This is a genomic window from Bacillus nitratireducens (assembly GCF_001884135.1).
Classification (GTDB): Bacteria; Bacillota; Bacilli; order Bacillales; family Bacillaceae_G; genus Bacillus_A; species Bacillus_A nitratireducens.
In genome coordinates, this window is sequence record NZ_MAOC01000007.1 from 266,451 (window position 1) to 286,046 (window position 19,596).

Annotated in this window: 24 protein-coding genes; 8 read left to right on the forward strand and 16 right to left on the reverse strand. The window is 36.1% G+C overall.

All coding sequences use genetic code 11. The features are described 5' to 3' along the window. Window positions 1-27: 27 nt before the first annotated feature. A complete protein-coding gene (locus BAU23_RS02745; RefSeq protein ID WP_001250167.1) occupies window positions 28-216 on the reverse strand; it encodes a hypothetical protein in 189 nt (62 codons plus the stop codon). Window positions 217-421: 205 nt separating this feature from the next. Between BAU23_RS02745 and BAU23_RS02750 the strand changes: the two genes are divergently transcribed. Next, window positions 422-1,048, forward strand: a complete 627-nt coding sequence (locus BAU23_RS02750; protein ID WP_001130994.1) for a YktB family protein — start codon at window positions 422-424, stop codon at window positions 1,046-1,048. Between the two features lie 88 nt (window positions 1,049-1,136). On the opposite strand, the gene BAU23_RS02755 is transcribed toward BAU23_RS02750, so the two are convergent. Next, a complete protein-coding gene (locus BAU23_RS02755; RefSeq protein ID WP_000456545.1) occupies window positions 1,137-1,406 on the reverse strand; it encodes a UPF0223 family protein in 270 nt (89 codons plus the stop codon). A gap of 382 nt (window positions 1,407-1,788) precedes the next feature. On the opposite strand from BAU23_RS02755, the gene speA reads away from it, so the two are divergent. Together speA and BAU23_RS02765 are read left to right on the forward strand one after the other, a co-directional pair. Further along, a complete protein-coding gene (speA, locus tag BAU23_RS02760; RefSeq protein WP_000084908.1) occupies window positions 1,789-3,261 on the forward strand; it encodes an arginine decarboxylase in 1,473 nt (490 codons plus the stop codon). A 75-nt stretch (window positions 3,262-3,336) separates the two neighbouring features. After that, the gene (locus BAU23_RS02765) at window positions 3,337-4,167 is read left to right on the forward strand and encodes a protein-glutamine gamma-glutamyltransferase (RefSeq protein WP_000635345.1); all 831 of its coding nucleotides are present in this window, start codon (window positions 3,337-3,339) and stop codon (window positions 4,165-4,167) included. Between the two features lie 41 nt (window positions 4,168-4,208). Here the strand turns inward: BAU23_RS02765 and BAU23_RS02770 are convergent, their stop codons facing one another. The 4 genes from BAU23_RS02770 to BAU23_RS02785 all read right to left on the reverse strand — a co-directional run bounded on the left by BAU23_RS02770 (window position 4,209) and on the right by BAU23_RS02785 (window position 5,192). Further along, the gene (locus BAU23_RS02770; protein WP_000536797.1) at window positions 4,209-4,337 is read right to left on the reverse strand and encodes a GapA-binding peptide SR1P; all 129 of its coding nucleotides are present in this window, start codon (window positions 4,335-4,337) and stop codon (window positions 4,209-4,211) included. 45 nt (window positions 4,338-4,382) lie between these two features. Further along, entirely contained in the window at window positions 4,383-4,511 is a 129-nt protein-coding gene (locus BAU23_RS02775; RefSeq protein ID WP_000536808.1) for a GapA-binding peptide SR1P, read from the reverse strand. 59 nt (window positions 4,512-4,570) lie between these two features. After that, window positions 4,571-4,699: a GapA-binding peptide SR1P gene (locus BAU23_RS02780; RefSeq protein ID WP_000536778.1), complete on the reverse strand. Its 129-nt coding sequence runs from the start codon at window positions 4,697-4,699 to the stop codon at window positions 4,571-4,573. A gap of 196 nt (window positions 4,700-4,895) precedes the next feature. Continuing rightward, window positions 4,896-5,192: a DUF3055 domain-containing protein gene (locus BAU23_RS02785; protein ID WP_000462037.1), complete on the reverse strand. Its 297-nt coding sequence runs from the start codon at window positions 5,190-5,192 to the stop codon at window positions 4,896-4,898. Between the two features lie 135 nt (window positions 5,193-5,327). On the opposite strand from BAU23_RS02785, the gene BAU23_RS02790 reads away from it, so the two are divergent. Continuing rightward, entirely contained in the window at window positions 5,328-5,720 is a 393-nt protein-coding gene (locus BAU23_RS02790; RefSeq protein ID WP_001163313.1) for a DUF1885 family protein, read from the forward strand. 1 nt (window position 5,721) lies between these two features. Here BAU23_RS02790 and BAU23_RS02795 read toward each other — a convergent pair whose 3' ends face one another. The 5 genes from BAU23_RS02795 to pdhA form a co-directional block, all read right to left on the reverse strand. Continuing rightward, window positions 5,722-5,949 carry a hypothetical protein gene (locus BAU23_RS02795; protein WP_001221349.1) on the reverse strand — a complete coding sequence of 76 codons (228 nt, stop codon included), beginning with the start codon at window positions 5,947-5,949 and terminating at the stop codon, window positions 5,722-5,724. A 237-nt stretch (window positions 5,950-6,186) separates the two neighbouring features. Further along, the gene (gene lpdA / locus BAU23_RS02800) at window positions 6,187-7,599 is read right to left on the reverse strand and encodes a dihydrolipoyl dehydrogenase (RefSeq protein ID WP_000260106.1); all 1,413 of its coding nucleotides are present in this window, start codon (window positions 7,597-7,599) and stop codon (window positions 6,187-6,189) included. A 5-nt stretch (window positions 7,600-7,604) separates the two neighbouring features. Continuing rightward, complete coding sequence (gene pdhC, locus BAU23_RS02805) at window positions 7,605-8,894, reverse strand: pyruvate dehydrogenase complex dihydrolipoyllysine-residue acetyltransferase (protein WP_000863416.1); 1,290 nt, start codon at window positions 8,892-8,894, stop codon at window positions 7,605-7,607. A gap of 93 nt (window positions 8,895-8,987) precedes the next feature. After that, window positions 8,988-9,965: a pyruvate dehydrogenase complex E1 component subunit beta gene (gene pdhB / locus BAU23_RS02810; RefSeq protein WP_000068162.1), complete on the reverse strand. Its 978-nt coding sequence runs from the start codon at window positions 9,963-9,965 to the stop codon at window positions 8,988-8,990. Between the two features lie 3 nt (window positions 9,966-9,968). Then, window positions 9,969-11,084, reverse strand: a complete 1,116-nt coding sequence (gene pdhA / locus BAU23_RS02815) for a pyruvate dehydrogenase E1 component subunit alpha (RefSeq protein WP_000536893.1) — start codon at window positions 11,082-11,084, stop codon at window positions 9,969-9,971. A gap of 513 nt (window positions 11,085-11,597) precedes the next feature. Between pdhA and BAU23_RS02820 the strand changes: the two genes are divergently transcribed. Both BAU23_RS02820 and def read left to right on the forward strand, forming a co-directional pair. After that, window positions 11,598-11,747, forward strand: a complete 150-nt coding sequence (locus BAU23_RS02820) for a YjcZ family sporulation protein (RefSeq protein WP_000274565.1) — start codon at window positions 11,598-11,600, stop codon at window positions 11,745-11,747. 163 nt (window positions 11,748-11,910) lie between these two features. After that, window positions 11,911-12,465 (forward strand): peptide deformylase, encoded by a 555-nt coding sequence (gene def / locus BAU23_RS02825; protein ID WP_000957073.1) that lies wholly within the window; start codon window positions 11,911-11,913, stop codon window positions 12,463-12,465. 62 nt (window positions 12,466-12,527) lie between these two features. Here def and BAU23_RS02830 read toward each other — a convergent pair whose 3' ends face one another. Continuing rightward, entirely contained in the window at window positions 12,528-13,301 is a 774-nt protein-coding gene (locus BAU23_RS02830; protein WP_000998263.1) for a Cof-type HAD-IIB family hydrolase, read from the reverse strand. A 548-nt stretch (window positions 13,302-13,849) separates the two neighbouring features. On the opposite strand from BAU23_RS02830, the gene BAU23_RS02840 reads away from it, so the two are divergent. Both BAU23_RS02840 and rnjA read left to right on the forward strand, forming a co-directional pair. Then, a complete protein-coding gene (locus BAU23_RS02840; RefSeq protein ID WP_000576436.1) occupies window positions 13,850-14,062 on the forward strand; it encodes a DNA-dependent RNA polymerase subunit epsilon in 213 nt (70 codons plus the stop codon). 4 nt (window positions 14,063-14,066) lie between these two features. Further along, entirely contained in the window at window positions 14,067-15,734 is a 1,668-nt protein-coding gene (rnjA, locus tag BAU23_RS02845) for a ribonuclease J1 (RefSeq protein ID WP_000670372.1), read from the forward strand. 37 nt (window positions 15,735-15,771) lie between these two features. On the opposite strand, the gene BAU23_RS02850 is transcribed toward rnjA, so the two are convergent. From BAU23_RS02850 to dapD, 4 genes are all read right to left on the reverse strand, one after another. Further along, on the reverse strand, window positions 15,772-16,437 hold the full coding sequence (locus BAU23_RS02850) for a potassium channel family protein (RefSeq protein ID WP_000504032.1): 666 nt from the start codon (window positions 16,435-16,437) through the stop codon (window positions 15,772-15,774). Window positions 16,438-16,520: 83 nt separating this feature from the next. Then, on the reverse strand, window positions 16,521-17,387 hold the full coding sequence (locus tag BAU23_RS02855; RefSeq protein ID WP_001167314.1) for a hypothetical protein: 867 nt from the start codon (window positions 17,385-17,387) through the stop codon (window positions 16,521-16,523). A gap of 272 nt (window positions 17,388-17,659) precedes the next feature. Then, complete coding sequence (locus BAU23_RS02860; protein ID WP_000218684.1) at window positions 17,660-18,790, reverse strand: N-acetyldiaminopimelate deacetylase; 1,131 nt, start codon at window positions 18,788-18,790, stop codon at window positions 17,660-17,662. Between the two features lie 62 nt (window positions 18,791-18,852). After that, on the reverse strand, window positions 18,853-19,575 hold the full coding sequence (gene dapD / locus BAU23_RS02865) for a 2,3,4,5-tetrahydropyridine-2,6-dicarboxylate N-acetyltransferase (protein WP_000783246.1): 723 nt from the start codon (window positions 19,573-19,575) through the stop codon (window positions 18,853-18,855). Between the last annotated feature and the right edge of the window lie 21 nt (window positions 19,576-19,596).

Sequence of the window (19,596 nt, forward strand, 5' to 3'; positions counted from 1 at the left end):
AACTAATTTTTTATTCATATACTATTATTACGCTTCTAAACGAATCATTTCAAGTCTTAACACTTCTAATTTTTCTACGCACTCTTCTTTTTTCTGTTTGTCATTCTCCATCATTGCATCATATAAAGTTGCTAATTCATAATCTAGCTCCAAACGTAGCACCGGAATTCTTTTTTCAGCATCTGTTCTCTTTAACGCATTAATCACCTGTCTCATATTATTTGCCTCCTCCCAATATTCGTTTGCCCTCGGACTAGAATTGATTCAATTTTCTGATTTTTTGTTTTATACTATACTATGTTGGATAAATCATCTATGCAACAAAATTATATTTTTTTATTAAAATTTTTTTGTGCTGTTTTTTTTATGAATAGTACAAGCTATGCTAAAATAAAACAAAATAGGAGTTGGAGGAACAATCATGCCACTACAAACATTCACATCAACTGATTTTGAAGTTTTTACTGTTGATGGTCTTGAAGAACGAATGAGCGCAATTAAAACGAATATTCATCCTAAGCTAGAAGCTTTAGGGGAACAGTTTGCAGAATACTTATCAAAACAAACCGATGAAAACTTTTTCTACCATGTAGCCAAACACGCACGCCGCAAAGTCAATCCACCAAACGATACTTGGGTTGCTTTTTCAACAAATAAACGTGGATATAAAATGTTACCACATTTTCAAATTGGTTTATGGGGTACTCACGCTTTCATATACTTTGGTTTAATCTATGAGTGTCCACAAAAAGTGGAGACGGCTCACGCCTTCTTAGAACATTTAAATGATTTAAAAACGAATATTCCAAATGACTTCGTTTGGTCCATTGACCATACTAAACCAGGTGTAAAATTGCATGAAACGCTTGAAACGGAAGACTTACAAAAGATGATTGAACGTTTAGCTACTGTGAAAAAAGCAGAATTATTAGTCGGTATTCATATATCACCAGAGGAGTTTTCAGCAATGACCAACGAACAATTCCTTGCTAAGATTGAATCTACGATGCAATCACTCCTTCCTTTATATGCGGTTTCTAATCGATAAATCGATAGTAGAAAACGGACAATTTATATTGTCCGTTTTTAGTTGTTATCACATTATAGCACTTTGTATTTTATTTTTCAAAATATTTTTACATTTTTACAATCTTTTTTTCTGCTACTTCTTTTGCCTTTTGAATCGCACGATATATAGAATATCCACTTACTTCTTGAAATTCTTTATCAATTTTTTTCTCCGCTGCCTTCGATGGGACAATCTCTTTAAAACGACGATATAATTCCATCAAGTCTTCTCTCAAAACTCCTTTTTCATATACCTTTTCAATCGCTTCATAAAACTTTACAATTGCTACCATTTCTTCATTTGACCAATCGTAATCAAGTGGATATTGATATTCCATTTTGCACCTCATTCAGTATTCTTTCTTTTTCCATTATGCTACCTTTAAAAGAATCTTTTATTCTTCACTATAGCCACTCTGCATTATACACCATTTATCCATTTCAATGGAATTGTCTTCCTCTTTGCGGTATTTAAAATCTAACTATTAAACATACTCACCTTGAAAATGAGATTTTTCTATACATCTATAATTATTGGTGATATAATGCTTTTGTTTTATAGAAAGTAAAGTGAGACTACCATCCCCAAAAAAGCTTTTGTGAATGGCAGGAAAACAAGTCATGTTCTAAAAGTTAGTCATCTTAAATTCCTTTTAGAATGAGATGAAATCATATAAAACAAATTCTAATAAATATTACGAAGAAGAAGGGGTGTATAGATTGTCCCAATACGAAACACCATTGTTTACCGCTTTAGTTGAGCACAGTAAGCGAAATCCAGTTCAATTCCATATTCCAGGTCATAAAAAAGGACAGGGCATGGATCCAACATTTCGCGAATTTATTGGGCATAATGCATTAGCAATTGATTTAATTAACATTGCGCCGCTCGATGATTTACATCATCCAAAAGGTATGATTAAAGAAGCTCAGGATTTAGCCGCCGCTGCTTTCGGTGCAGATCATACTTTCTTTTCTATTCAAGGTACAAGTGGTGCAATTATGACAATGGTGATGAGCGTTTGCGGCCCTGGTGATAAAATCCTCGTGCCACGAAACGTGCATAAATCTGTAATGTCAGCTATTATTTTCTCAGGTGCAAAACCGATTTTCATGCATCCTGAGATTGATCCGAAGCTTGGTATTTCACACGGGATCACAATGCAGTCTGTCAAAAAAGCTCTCGAAGAGCACTCAGATGCGAAAGGCTTACTTGTTATTAATCCAACATACTTTGGGTTTGCTGCAGATTTAGAGCAGATTGTAAAATTAGCTCATTCTTATGATATTCCTGTACTTGTTGATGAGGCTCACGGTGTTCATATCCATTTTCATGATGAACTACCAATCTCGGCTATGCAAGCAGGTGCAGATATGGCAGCAACAAGTGTTCACAAGTTAGGAGGGTCTTTAACCCAAAGCTCTATTCTTAATGTAAAAGAAGGTCTTGTGAATGTAAAGCATGTCCAATCCATTATTAGCATGCTTACGACAACATCAACTTCTTACATTTTGTTAGCATCCCTTGATGTTGCTAGAAAACGTCTTGCTACCGAAGGAAAAGTTCTCATAGAACAAACAATACAATTAGCTGAACATGTTCGTGATGCTATTAATGCTATTGAGCATCTTTATTGTCCTGGAAAAGAAATGCTAGGAACAGATGCTACTTTTAACTATGATCCTACAAAGATAATTGTATCTGTAAAAGATTTAGGTATTACTGGCCATGAGGCTGAAGTATGGCTTAGAGAACATTACAACATTGAAGTAGAACTCTCTGATCTATATAACATACTTTGTCTTATCACTTTTGGAGATACCGAAAGTGAAACTGATACACTTATCACAGCATTACAAGATTTAGCAACAACATACAGAAATAGAGTAGATACAGGTGTTCAAGTACAAGTAGACATTCCAGAAATACCTGTGCTAGCACTTTCTCCTAGAGATGCTTTTTATTCAGAGACGGAAGTCATTCCATTTGAAAACGCAGCGGGTCGCATAATAGCTGATTTTGTTATGGTTTATCCGCCAGGGATTCCAATCTTTACTCCGGGGGAAATTATTACACAAGAAAACTTAGAGTATATTCGTAAAAATTTAGAAGCAGGGTTACCTGTACAAGGACCCGAAGATATGACGTTACAAACATTACGTGTTATTAAAGAGTACAAGCCTATCAGTTGATAGGCTTTTCTTTCACCTTTTTTTCCTTTTCTCATACGATATTAAAGAATGTAACGTATAGGTGGGGATACTATTATGATTGTAATAGGCCGTTCTATTGTACATCCTTATATCACAAATGAATATGAGCCATTTGCAGCTGAGAAACAACAAATTTTATCCATTATGGCAGGAAATCAAGAAGTTTATTCCTTCCGAACAGCTGATGAACTCAGCTTTGATCTTAATTTACGAGTTAATATTATTACTTCCGCGCTAGAACTTTTTCAAAGCGGATTTCAGTTTCGTACATTTCAACAATCTTTTTGCAACCCTCAGTTTTGGGAAAGAACATCACTTGGCGGATTTAAACTACTTCCAAACATACCGCCTTCCATTGCCATCCAAGATATTTTCAAAAACGGAAAACTATATGGAACTGAATGCGCAACCGCTATGATAATTATTTTTTACAAAGCATTACTATCATTGTATGAGGAAAAAACTTTCAACCGGCTATTTGCAAACCTTTTACTTTATACATGGGACTATGATCATGATTTAAAGCTCATAACAAAAACAGGTGGCGATCTTGTTCCAGGCGATCTCGTTTACTTTAAAAACCCACAAGTGAATCCAGCTACAATCGAGTGGCAAGGAGAAAACACAATCTATTTAGGAAATTTCTTTTTTTACGGACATGGCGTAGGTGTAAAAACAAAAGAAGAAATTATATACGCGTTAAATGAACGACGAGTCCCTTATGCATTTATTTCGGCTTTCTTGACTGATACTATTACTCGTATCGATAGTCGTATTATGAGCCAATACAGTTCGCCTAGCACACCACAAACCTCAATAGGATTTATTCCAATTAGAGATGATGCAATCGTTGCAACAGTCGGACATACAACTACAATCTACTAAAAAAAAAAACGCCTACATGTGTAGGCGTTTTTTCTTCATTATTAAGCTTTTGAGTGTTCCTTTTGGTCACATTCGCAATGAGATCCACATTTCCCGTAAAGTACTGTTGATTTTTCATCTTCAAAATGTCCGATTGTTCCTTCACATACTTGGCATACGATTGTTCCCATTTTTCATTTCCCCCTGAGTTTTAATAATAATCTACTTATTTATAATTAAGCTTTCGCATTATCTCTATTAGCACATTCACAATTTGTACCACATTTCCCGTAAAGCACTGTCGTTTTTTCATCTTCAAAATGTCCGATTGTTCCTTCACATACTTGGCATACGATTGTTCCCATTTTTCATTTCCCCCTAAGTTTATGGTCCTAAAAACTTTTAGCTGTCCATTTCCTATCAATTATTGGGCTTTTGTATGCTCTGTGTGATCACATCCGCAAGATCCACATTTCCCGTAAAGTACCGTTACTTTCTCATCTTCGAAGTGTGCAATTGTACCTTCACAATCTTGACATACGATTGTTCCCATTTTTCATTTCCCCCTAAGTTTATAATCCCAAAAACTTTTTGTAACCGCTTAACTTTCTGTCTTTATTTTAATATGTTATACTTTTTACGTCAATAGGTTTTTAGTATAACACATTAAATATTTTAAAAATAAATTAGTATGCGATATTAACACAAAAAAACAGTCATATATCATACGTACGACTGTTTCTTGTTAATTATTCTTCATACTCCGCATGCAAAGAAGTAGACGGAACAAGAAATTTAAAAAACTGAGCTAACTCCTCTGCCTCCTCTTCCGACCCTAACTTAAAAGTTTCTTGTATATAAGGAACATTTTCCACATCATCTCTTCCAAGTAAAGTAGATCTCCCTGTTTGCATACAAACAATAAGTGGCTTTCCAAAAAACATATTTGTATAAATAACTCCAAAATCATAACGTGTATCATGCGTCATAAATCCTAAAAATCGTACCTTCACACTTTCATGCTCATCATACAATTTTTCAAACATCAGTTTCCACCTTTCTCAATAACACTTCCTACTCAATAATATATTAAACAAAAAAAGTAATACTCCTTTTAATTGTCAAAAAATTCAGTAGGATGTAGAATGATATTATTCTACTAAACTAGGGGGGGAATTTGTATGCAACACGCCTTTATCACACTTGTACCTAAATCCAATCAACAATCTGTTTCAATAGAGGATGTCAAACACCTTTTTCATAACTATAAAACCGTTACTTCCAAGACTGGTGATCAAATTAATTACGCCTATACAAATACAGCTTTTCCTTATGAAATATTAGATACATCAGCAACAACATTAAAACTCCAATCGAGTCACGACCGATATAATTCTATTTATGTGGGGATTGGAATAGAAAAGGATCAATCTTTCATACAGATTTCTTTACCCACCACAGCAACATTCGGCGATAAAGGAAAAGCAAATGAATTTAGCCGTTTTCTAGCGAAGAAATTGGAAGGAGAGTTACGATTATTTAATGGAAGAACAATGTATTTCTATAAACGTTAATTTAAAAAATTGAGAATATGATTAAAAAAAGTATGCAATTTGAACACGTAAGGAATAATGCCTGCTTCCTTGCGTGTAATACAAAACATGCAATTACATATGCCAAATAAAGAAATACGAAAAAGAGAATTACTTTATAATGAAACTTATCACCATTCGATAATGTTAATACAATGGAAAAACCACTCCATAATAGAAAATGATAAAATATAACATGTAATATTCTCATGGAACCTTCTCCTTTGACATGCTCTATTTTATTAATATATGGGATTAAGTTTGAATCAATTACATATTATATGAAAGTATATATGCTGCTTTTGGATTAACCTATGTTCTAACGATTCATTTAAAGTATTATATATATTCATTCGACAAGTACATATAAAGACCTTGCACGCCATTATATTAAAATAAAAATAACCCATCTCTTTAAATAAGAGATGGGTTATTTACATTACTTAAATTATTTTACAATGTGAATTGGCATTCCAAGAGCAACTTCAGCTGCTTCCATTGTGATTTCACCTAATGTTGGGTGAGCATGGATTGTTTGAGCGATATCTTCTGCTGTCATTCCAGCTTCGATAGCTAAACCAATCTCAGAGATAATATCAGAAGCGCCTGCACCTGCAACTTGTGCACCTACAAGAAGACCATCTTCTTTACGTGTTACAAGTTGTAAGAAACCATCAGTGCTGTTTAATGATAACGCACGACCGTTTGCAGCGAATGGGAACTTAGATACAGCTACTGTCATTCCTGCTTCTTCAGCTTGTTTCTTAGTGTAACCAACAGATGCTAATTCTGGATCAGTGAAGCATACTGCAGGAATTCCGATGTAATCGATTGCTGATGCATGGCCACTAATTGCTTCAACAGCTACTTTACCTTCGTAAGAAGCTTTGTGAGCTAATGGAGGTCCAGGAACGATATCACCGATTGCATAGATGTTTGATACGTTTGTACGACATTGCTCATCGATTTCGATGATGCCGCGGTCAGTCATTTTAACTCCAACTTGCTCAAGACCAATTTCTTGAGTGTTTGGACGACGACCTACAGTTACTAATACGTAATCTGCTTCTACAGTTTGGATTTCACCTTTAACTTCAAAGCTAACTTTTACGCCAGTTTCTGTTTCTTCAACGCCTTTAGCCATAGCTTTTGTATGGATATTTACGTTACCTTTCTTTTGAAGAGCACGTTTAACAACAGAGCTCATAGCTTTTTCGAAACCAGCTAAGATTTCGTCGCCAGCTTCTACTACAGTAACTTCTGTACCGAAGTTAGCATATGCAGTTCCTAATTCCATACCGATGTAACCGCCGCCGATTACAACAAGTTTTTTAGGAATTTCAGGTAAGCTTAAAGCGCCTGTAGAGTTGATAACACGTTTAGAGTATTTGAATCCTGGAATTTCGATTGGTGTAGAACCAGTTGCAAGAACAGCATTTTTAAACGTATAAGTTTGTGCTGCATCTTCAGTCATTACGCGTAATGTGTTAGCATCTACGAAGTAAGCTTCACCGCGAATGATTTCAACTTTGTTACCTTTAAGAAGGCCTTCAACACCGCCAGTTAATTTCTTAACTACGCCGTTTTTCCATTCTTGAACTTTTGTAAAGTCAACTTTTACGTTCTCTGCAGTGATACCCATGTCATCAGAATGCATTGCATTCTCATAACGGTGACCTGCATTGATTAACGCTTTTGAAGGAATACATCCAACGTTTAAGCATACGCCACCAAGGTTAGCTTTTTCAATGATTGCTACCTTTTGACCTAATTGTGCTGCACGAATTGCCGCAACGTATCCACCAGGACCTGCACCAACAACGACTGTATCTAATTCAATTGGGAAATCTCCTACTACCATTGTTATTACGCCTCCATTACTAATAATTGTGGGTCATTCAATAGACGTTTAATTTGGTTTAATGCTTTTTGAGCAGTTGCGCCGTCAATTAAACGATGGTCAAAGCTTAGAGATAATGCTAATACTGGAGCTGCAACGATCTCACCATTTTTCACAACTGGTTTCTCAGCGATACGGCCGATACCAAGGATTGCTACTTCTGGGTGATTGATAACTGGAGTGAACCATTGTCCACCTGCAGAACCAATGTTTGTAATTGTGCAAGAAGCACCTTTCATTTCAGCTGGAGCTAAACGACCGTCACGTGCTTTACCAGCAAGTTCATTGATCTCGTTAGAGATAGTAAAGATAGATTTACGATCTGTATCTTTAACAACTGGTACTAATAGACCTTTGTCTGTATCAGCTGCGATACCGATGTTGAAGTAATGTTTATGAACGATTTCTTGAGAAGCATCGTCTAAAGCAGTATTCAACATTGGGAATTCACGTAATGCAGATGTTAAAGCTTTTACAACGTATGGAAGGTAAGTTAATTTAATACCTTTGTCAGCTGCAACAGCTTTGAACTTCTTACGGTGAGCAACAAGTTCTGTTACATCTACTTCGTCCATTAATGTTACGTGAGGAGCTGTATGCTTAGAGTTAACCATTGCTTTCGCAATCGCTTTACGGATACCACTCATTTTCTCACGAGTTTCTGGATATTCACCAGCTGGGATTGGTTGTGCTTTTGGTGCTTCTTCTTTCGCTGCTGCTGGAGTAGCTTCTACTGCTGCTGGAGCCTCAGTTGCTGCTACAGTTTGTCCACCATTTGCAAATGCATCGATGTCAGTTTTCACAACGCGGCCGTTCTTACCAGAACCAGCTACTTTATGAATATCTACACCTTTTTCACGAGCATATTTACGAACAGATGGCATAGCGATTACACGCTCATTTACTACTTCCGCAGTTGCTGCTGGAGTAGCTTCCGCTGCTGGAGCTTCTACTGCTGCTTCTTCAGCTTTTGGAGCTTCATCATGATCGTCACCTTTAAATTTAAGGTTTTCGTATCCAGGAGCATCAAATTTAATTAATGTATCTCCTACAATTGCAACTGTTCCTTCTTCTACAAGTACTTCAAGTACTTTACCTTTAACAGGAGAAGGGATTTCTACTACTGCTTTATCATTTTGTACTTCAAGAAGTACATCGTCTTCGTTTACTTCGTCACCTGGTTTAATAAACCATTTTACGATTTCACCTTCGTGGATACCTTCACCGATATCTGGTAGTTTAAATTCAAATGCCACGGAATTCAGCCCCCTGATTCATTTCATTATTATGGAATATGTACAAAAGAAACCAGCATGTGCTGATTTCTTTTGCACATGAAAAACTAAAAATTAGAAGTTCATTACTTTGTTAACAGCTTCAACAATATCTTTATGGTTTGGTAACCATACGCTCTCAGCTTGAGAGAATGGGAATACTGTATCAGCAGCTGCAACACGTACAACTGGAGCTTCTAAGTTTAAGATTGCACGGTCGTTAATTTCCGCTACAACGTTAGCTGCAATACCAGCTTGTTTTTGAGCTTCTTGAACTACAACTACGCGGCCTGTTTTTTCAACAGAAGCGATGATTGTTTCGATATCTAATGGTTGAACTGTACGTAAGTCAACAACCTCTAAAGAGATACCTTCTTTTTCAAGTTCTTCAGCAGCTTTTAATGCAGCATGAACCATAGCACCGTAAGCGATAACAGATACATCTGTACCTTCACGTTTGATATCAGCTTTACCTAAATCAATTGTGTAATCGCCTTCTGGTACATCTTGACGGAATGAACGGTACAATTTCATATGCTCTAAGTAGATAACTGGATCGTTGTCACGAATCGCAGAGATTAAAAGACCTTTTGCATCGTATGGAGTAGATGGAATAACAACTTTTAGACCAGGTTGTTGAGCCACTAATCCTTCTAAGCTATCAGCATGTAGTTCAGGAGTATGAACGCCACCACCGAATGGAGAACGAATTGTTACTGGAGCAGTCCAACGTCCACCAGAACGGTAACGCATACGAGCTAATTGACCAGAAACTGAATCCATTACTTCATAAATGAAACCGAAGAATTGGATTTCTGGAACTGGACGGAAACCTTCTAATGCAAGTCCAACTGCAAGTCCACCAATACCAGACTCTGCAAGTGGAGTATCCATTACACGATCTTCACCGAATTCAGCTTGTAAACCTTCAGTAGCACGGAATACACCGCCGTTTACACCAACGTCTTCACCAAACACAAGTACGTTAGGGTCATTTTTCATTTCAACGCGTAAAGCATCAGTGATTGCTTGAATCATTGTCATTTGAGCCATGGCTTACTTCGACTCCTTTTCTTTGTAAATTTCATATTGTTCAGCTAAGTTGTAAGGCATTTTTTCGTACATGATTTCCATTAAATCAGTAACTTTTTGTTTTGGAGCTTGGTCAGCCTTAGCAATTGCTTGTTTGATATCTTCTTTTGCTTCTTCGATTACTTTCTCTTCAACTTCTTGAGACCATAGGCCTTTGTTTTCTAAGAATGCACGGAAGCGTACGATTGGATCTTTTTGTTCCCATTCGTTCTCGATATCTTTTGTACGGTAACGAGTTGGGTCATCACCAGCCATTGTATGTGGACCGTAACGGAATGTTAAAGTCTCGATTAAAGTAGGGCCTTCGCCGTTTACTGCACGCTCACGAGCGAAAGCAGTTGCTGCGTATACAGCTAATGGATCCATACCGTCTACTTGAATTCCGTAAATACCTGCTGCTACTGCTTTTTGTGCTACAGTTTTAGCTGCAGATTGCTTTTCTACTGGAGTAGAGATTGCATAACGGTTGTTTTGTACAACGAAGATTGCTGGAGCTTTGAATGCACCCGCAAAGTTCATACCTTCGTAGAAGTCACCTTGTGAAGCACCACCGTCACCAGTGTAAGTAATTGCAACAGATTTTTTACCACGTAATTTCATACCTAACGCAACACCAGCAGTTTGGATGATTTGCGCACCGATAATGATTTGTGGAGCAAGTGCATTTACATTCTCAGGCATTTGGTTACCCATGAAATGTCCACGAGAGAATAAGAATGCTTGGTATAATGGTAGACCGTGCCACACTAATTGTGGAACGTCACGATATCCTGGTAAGATGAAATCTTCTGCTTCAAGTGCGAAATGACTTGCTAATTGAGAAGCCTCTTGTCCAGCAGTTGGTGCGTAGAAACCTAGACGTCCTTGACGGTTTAAAGAAATAGAACGTTGATCTAGTACGCGAGTATACACCATACGGCGCATTAATTCTTTTAATTGATCATCTGATAATTCAGGCATAGCTGCTTCATTCACAACTTCGCCTTTTTCATTTAAAATTTGTAATGTTTCAAATTGAGCTGCGATAGCTTTCATTTGCTCATCAACATTAAATAGGGTCTTTTTTGTTTTAGTACCCATTCCGTTCACCTCTTCCTCTCTTGAACCATATTCTGAAACGCTTTCACTATCTATTAGCTAGACTGAAAACGCAACAATGTAAACCAACAAATTTGTCTGTCGGTTGAGAATAATTTTGTGTACCTAACAATCTGTACTAATGTTTTTTCAAAAACATATTAATACAATCTTGATCACGTTTTTTAGTTTACAACTATTCTAATTACGATGTCAATTACTTTGAATACGTTTTTTTATAAATAATATGCAGGTTTCCTCCACACAAACGTGTTTTTATTTTTCACATCTGTATTAGTAGGCATTAACCTACTGTTATATTATTCCCTTTTTAACTTATTTTTTCTCTTAGAATAATATGTAAACGATTTAATTCTCTTTAGTTTTTCTCTCTTCTCAATAAAATTATACAAACACTTCTTCCTTTTATAGGTAAATACCTATACATTTCTGACCATTCTTCCATACATTATTGTAACCGCAGTATTAGCGGGAAATGATAAAGGAGGTCATCTCATGTACGGATACTCATATTGCTATCCAACAACTTGCTCATATCCTTCCTACGGTTATGGCGGTTCTTGTGGCGGATCTGGACGCGGATTTGCATTAATCGTTGTGTTGTTTATCCTTTTAATTATTGTTGGTGCTGCTTGCATTCGCTAATGTAAAATGAAACAACTATGGAAAGAAACGGACGGCTTTGCCGTCTTTTCTTTTTATTATATAACTTATCTATAGAAGATTTGTTTCCACGTAGCTCTTCCTTACTTGCCGATGACTTTTTTTATCTCCTTTGGTAGACTAAAGAAGAAAGGAGAGATTACATATGCTTACAATGAATGAGGTAATTCGTGAAGGAAATCCGATTTTGCGTGACGTCGCAGAAGAGGTCTCCTTACCTGCTAGCGAGGAAGATACAAATACCCTTAAAGAAATGATTGAGTTTGTAATAAATAGCCAGGACCCTGAAATGGCTGAAAAATATAATTTACGCCCCGGAATCGGATTAGCAGCTCCGCAAATTGGTATTTCAAAGAAAATGATTGCGGTTCATGTAACTGATACGAACGGTACGTTATATAGCTACGCATTATTTAATCCAAAAATCATTAGTCATTCTGTTGAACGTACATATTTACAAAATGGTGAAGGTTGTCTATCTGTAGACCGTGAAGTACCTGGTTATGTCCCTCGTTACACAAGAATTACAGTAAAAGCAACAACTATTAACGGTGAAGACGTAAAACTACGATTAAAAGGTTTACCAGCAATTGTATTCCAACATGAAATAGACCATTTAAACGGTGTTATGTTCTATGATCATATTAATAAAGACAATCCATTTGCGGCTCCCGATGATTCAAAACCTCTAGAGCGATAATAATAAAAAGGCGGAAGTTAACCTTCCGCCTTTTTATTATCTGAAATGGGTTCCATATTCACTTATAACAATCCAGCCCATTTTAATCCATGATATATACCGTCTTCACTTACATCGTTTGTCACATAATTTGCAAGCTTTTTCAAGTCATCATGACCATTTCCCATCACAATACCTGTGCCTACTGCTTCAATCATTTCTAAATCGTTTAAGCCATCCCCAAATGCATACACTTGTTCACGGTTAAATCCTAATTTTTCAATGAACTTCTCAATTCCTTTTGCCTTAGAACCACCATTTGGAATGATGTCCATTGAATACGCATGCCAACGAATAAAATGAAAATCCGGATACTGATTAATAAACTTTTCCTCTTCATTTACTTCACAGAAAAGAAGCGTTTGATAAATATCACGTTTCTCATAAAAATCAGGTTCATATGCCGGATGATCAAATTGTAAGCTTCCAAAACCTTCTTTTACATAATCATGATATTCCACTGACGCTCTCATCTCTTGATGGTCAAGATATACAAGTGGATATCCTTCTTGTTTTGCAAACTGGGTAAACTTATGTAGAGCCGCTGGATGTAACGGATTATTAAATATTGTCTCACCTTCAAATACAACGTACTGTCCATTAAAACTAACATAATTATGTATATTGAGTTCCTTACGAATATCTTCAAACATAAATGGCGCACGCCCTGTCGCAATCGCTACGTGCACACCTTTTTCTTGTAAATCTTTTACTGCATCACGTGTAGATTGCGGAATTTTTTTATCATGATCTAATAATGTTCCATCAATATCAAAAAAGACAATTTTATCATTCATTTGTCAAAATCCTTTCTGGCACTCTATATTCCTATTTTGATTATCACTTTTCAAATTTCAAAAAAAAGTATAACATATTAAACATCTGTGAAGAAAGCGTTCACTTTCTGACCTTATTTATGAAATGTGCATATAATATTAGTAAAAAAATGTGGATACTTGTTCGGATGAATTTTCTTTTCTATTCTTCCTCATACTATATCTATAACTAACGGCTACTAATCGTTACTACAGGATAACTTACACTATACTAAAAAGAACAAGATTCACTATTCACTTCTAATCTTCTTTCTTGTACGGGAGACGGAGTTATCATTAGTAACATGCATGTTTAAAATAAGGAAAGGAAGGAGTAATCATGCTGAAGAAGCTGAAGAAAAAGCTCAAGCGTTATTTAAACGATTTAGTCCGCAAGAAGACAATCGCTTAAATTGTGCCCATTTCGGGCTTTTTCTTCATTCTCGTTCGAAAAAACATGAAAATCATGACTGTTTGCTTTATAATAAGTAACAGATAATGCAAAACATAGACAAGGAGAGGTTTTCCCAATGATTTTTAAAGTATTTTATCAAGAAAAATTAACTGAGGTCCCAGTACGTGAAAATACAAAAGTTTTATATTTAGAGGCTACGTCTCAAAAGGATGTTCGTAAAAAATTAAATAAGTTCGCATATAATATCGAGTTCGTTCAGTCTGTTACTGGTGCTCATCTTGAATATGAAAAACAAAACGCTGATTTAATATTAGCGGAGATCGTATAGTCATATGAAATTCCTAAAAAATGATCAAGCTGCCGTTTTTGCCCTTGGTGGTCTTGGTGAAATCGGTAAAAATACATATGCTGTTCAATTTCAAGATGAAATTATTATAATTGACGCTGGAATTAAATTTCCAGAAGACGAACTCCTCGGGATCGATTATGTAATACCAGATTACACTTATTTTGTGCGAAACGAAGATAAAATTAAAGGGTTATTCATTACACATGGTCACGAAGATCATATTGGTGGAATTCCTTATCTATTACGTCAAGTAAACATTCCAATTTACGGCGGAAAATTAGCAATTGCCCTAATAAAAAACAAATTAGAAGAGCACGGATTACTTCGTAAAGCAAAACTTTATGAAATTCAAGAAGATGATGTTATTAAATTTAAAAAGACATCTGTTTCCTTCTTCCGTACAACTCACAGTATTCCAGATTCATACGGAGTTGTTGTGAAAACACCTCAAGGACAAGTCGTTCATACAGGTGATTTCAAATTCGATTTCACACCAGTCGGTGAGCCAGCAGATTTAACAAAAATGGCTGAAATTGGAAAAGACGGTGTACTTTGTCTCTTATCTGATAGTACAAACAGTGAAGTACCAAACTTTACGATGTCTGAGCGCCGTGTTGGTGATAGTATTCAAGATATATTCCGCAAAGTAGAAGGTCGTATTATATTCGCAACCTTTGCATCGAATATCCATCGCTTACAACAAGTTGTTGAGGCCGCTGTTGAAAATAATCGTAAAGTAGCTGTATTTGGTCGAAGTATGGAAGCAGCTATTGAAATCGGGCAAAACCTTGGTTATATCCGATGTCCAAAGGATACATTCATAGACACATCTCAGCTAAACCGCCTACCAGCTAATAAAGTTGTTATTTTATGTACAGGTAGTCAAGGGGAGCCTATGGCAGCACTTTCACGTATTGCCAATGGTACACATCGTCAAATTCAAATTATCCCTGGCGATACAGTCGTTTTCTCTTCTTCACCAATCCCAGGCAATACAATTAGTGTAAGTCGTACAATTAACATGTTGTACCGTGCTGGCGCTGATGTAATCCATGGTAAACTCTCAAATATTCATACGAGTGGACACGGTGGACAAGAAGAACAAAAGTTAATGTTACGTCTTATTAAGCCGAAATATTTCATGCCAATTCATGGTGAGTATCGTATGCAGCGTATGCATATGAAATTAGCTAATGATTGTGGTATTCCAGAAGAAAATTGTTTCATTATGGATAATGGAGATGTTCTTGCTTTACGTTCTGATGAAGCAAGCGTAGCTGGGAAAATCCCATCTGGCTCTGTCTATATCGATGGAAATGGTATTGGAGATATCGGGAATATCGTATTACGTGATCGTCGCATTCTTTCTGAAGAAGGACTTGTTATTGTAGTTGTAAGCATTGATATGAAAGAATTTAAAGTTGCAGCAGGACCTGATATCATCTCGCGTGGTTTCGTTTATATGCGTGAAAGCAGCGATTTAATCAACGATGCTCAAACATTAATTACAACACATTTAGAAAAAGTAATGGAGCGAAAAACAACACAATGGTCTGAAATTAAAAATGAGATTACAGACACATTAGCACCATTCCTATACGAAAAAACGAAACGCCGTCCAATGATTTTACCAATCATTATGGAAATATAAGAAAAGGACAATGCCTCCTCGGCATTGTCCTTTTCTCTTATCTTAAAAAATGCTTAAAACGATCTACTTCATCGTCATGACCAATTACAATTAATATATCTCCCGCTTGAATGTTTTCTGTAGCTCGAGGAGATACGATAACTTCTTTTCCACGTTTAATTGCTACAATGTTCAAACCAAACTTCGCACGAATGTCTAATTCAATTAAAGAGTGTCCATCGATTTTTTTATTTGCAATAATCTCTACAATACTATGCTCATCTGAAAGCTCTAGGTAATCTAACACATTACTTGATGCAATATTATTTGCAATCCTTTTTCCCATATCTCGTTCTGGATGCACAATATGATCGGCCCCTATTTTACTTAACACTTTTTCATGGTAGTCATTTTGGGCTTTCACAGTAATATTTTTCACACCTAATTCTTTCAAAATTAACGTTGTTAAAATACTTGAATTTAAATTATCTCCAATAGCAACGACTACATGATCAAAATTGCGAATACCAAGACTTTTTAATACCATCTCATCTGTTGAATCTGCAATTACGGCATGCGAAGCTATATTTGCAAACTCATTAATTTTATCTTCGTCTGAATCAATTGCCATTACTTCCATACCTAATTGAGCGAGTTCACGGCAAATACTTCCACCGAAACGCCCAAGCCCAATGACAGCAAATTCTTTCTCTTTTTCGCCCACAGGAATTCCTCCAATAATATCAAATACTATGTACTTTTATTGTAACATACTTTAGTTTTGCTACAAAAACCTGTATAAAACTCTTATTTTTGTTTTTGCATATAAAAATACTGTTGTAAATAAAATGCGATACTGAAAATTAACATACCGAATACAAATATATTTCCAAATGAACTAAATGTTTCAAAAACGAACAATAACGTTTCTTGTCCGAAAAAAGCAAATAACAGTTGTGTAAATGCGAATAACAATGCCAATATATAATGATGTTGATGGAATAAATAATGTGTTGCGCCTAAAAAAGCTATAAACGAAACTATAAAAATCCACCAAGTTTCTAAAAACAGTTGCCAATTAGTAAATTGATATCCATTTACTAATATCGCAATAATTCCTATAACTGCCATCGTCGGCACACTCCATAATAATGCACGCCCTCTAAAGAATCGCGTACCTTTTGCATCGCCTTTTTCGTTTGCAATGTATGTTAGCACGACAGTACTTATATACAAAACAGAAAGGATTGTTAAAACAATGATAAGCCAAAAATGTAATTCATAATATTCATGTTCTATATTCGTCACGATTGCAGCTAACATACATGGAATTAGCATTCCCGTCCAACCATCTACTTTTCTTTCATTCCAAAATACCGTATTACCAATCCGAATTCCTAATAGCATAAAAATAATGATACCTAGCACAAATAATGCAGTCTTATTCCCTACTAAGCTCGTTGAGAAAGCAATTAATCCAATAAATAAAAAAAGAACAAATCCATTCATAATTTCTAGTACAGGTGACAAATATCTTTTCACCCATTTGTATGTTTCTTCATATTCACTATTATTCGCTAAACGATAGGCGTAAAAACTTATCCCAAAATAAACCGCCGCAATAATAACATATGCATATAAGACGAAACATAAAATCGCACTGCTAATTTGCACGTAATTCCCCACCCTTTTTTCTATGTATCACATTGATTTTACACACTTTTCATACTAAAAGTAAACATATATAGGTAGTTAAATAATTATCTTTTCTATTAGCAATAATTAATAATGAGCAGTGGCTAAAAAACCCCTGCTCATTATTAAAACGCCAAATGTAACTTTACTCATTTGTATGAAAATGTCTAACACTAACAAATACGAAAGATATTTTCGTCTCGGAACTAAGAAGTTCCCACTCTAAACTGTTGCACAATTAGCGTGGAAGTTCACTTTCGATTTCCCTTCCACTTCACATATTGGTCTAAAAATACAATCGCTTTCTCAATAGCCTCTTCGTCTGGTTTTAATTTCGCATGATGTAAACCATATTCTGAATTTACTCCCAGCCAAAACATAAATCCAGGTATCTCTCGAAGCATATAACCAAAGTCTTCACCTGTCATTGCCTCCGTACATGTAATTACATCTATATTCGTTTGTTCACGAGTAAATTGCATAAACTCTCTCGTTAACTCTTCATGGTTATACACTTGGTGATACATCGCTCCGTAGTCAATAACAGCTTCACATTGAAAAGCAGCTTCTATTCCCGCAACAATTGCCTCAATTCGGCTTTTAACACGTTTCATTGAATCCACTGATAACGTTCGAATCGTTCCTTCTAAACGAGACTTTTCTGCGATGATGTTTTGGACTGTGCCACCAGTGATTTTCCCAATTGTAATTACCGCACTGTCAAGAGGGTTCACATTACGACTAATAACTGATTGTAGTTGTGTAACGAGATGACTCGCTGCAACAATCATATCATTTGCTGTATGCGGATATGCAGCATGTCCACCTTTTCCTTTTAAATCAACGTATAACTCTGATGTATTCGCAAATAATAAACCTTCTTTTGTAGCAATTGTTCCCACAGGGTATTCAGGCGCAATATGAAGCCCAAGAATCATATTCGGTTTCCATTCTTTTAACTCTTCACTTTCTAACATAGGAAGTGCACCACCTGGACCCTCTTCAGCTGGTTGGAATATAAACACAAGATCATCGTCTATTCTTTCGCTTACAGCCGCTGTTAGAAGGCCTAAACCAATTGTTGCATGCAAATCATGCCCACACGCATGCATCATTCCTTCATGGATAGAAGAGAAGTCATATTCCGTTTCCTCTGTAATTGGTAGACCGTCTATATCTGCACGATAACCTATTATTTTTTCCGGATTTTTCCCATTTACTTTAACAATTACACCTGTTTTCCATGTTTTCACTTCCAAATATTCATTAGAGAGCGTTCCTATATAATTTAAAATATACTGTTGTGTTTTCCACTCTTTAAATCCGATTTCCGGAATTTTATGTAAATCTCTACGAACTTGGACAAACTTACTTACTGTCATTTTTACACCTCCATCTATAAAAAGCGTAAGAGCACATTCATGCTCTTACGCTTTTTGTTTTTTTATTTCCCTGGGTTTAATTGACGAAGCTCTTGTTTAATTTCAGTTTTTGCCTTTGTCTTCTCATCAATTTCTTTAATTACACGTGCTGGAGTTCCCGCAACAACTGTATATGGAGGCACATCTTCTGTTACAACAGCACCCGCTGCTACAACTGCACCTTTACCTACTGTAACACCTTCTAGAACAACTACATTTGCACCAATTACAACATCGTCTTCAACGATAACTGGTTTTGCAGAAGGTGGCTCAATAACACCCGCAAGTACAGCACCTGCACCTACGTGACAGTTTTTACCAACTGTTGCACGTCCACCAAGCACTGCGTTCATGTCGATCATAGTACCTTCGCCAATTACAGCACCGATATTAATTGTTGCATTCATCATGATAACAGCGTTGTCACCAATTTCAACATTGTCACGAATAATTGCGCCTGGCTCAATACGAGCTGTAATACCTTTTAAATCAAGCATTGGAATTGCAGAATTACGACGATCGTTCTCAACTACATAGTCAACAATGTTCTTGCTATTTTCATCAAGAATTGTCTTAATTTCAGACCATTCTCCGAATAATACACCAGATTTTTTATTTACAAATGCTTGTACTGTTTCAGGGAATGTTACTTCTTTTAAATCCCCTTTTATGTATACCTTTACAGGAGTTTTCTTTTCACTCTTTTGAATAAACGAAATAATTTCGTTAGCGTCCATCATTTTCATTCTTGTTGCCTCCTAAATCCA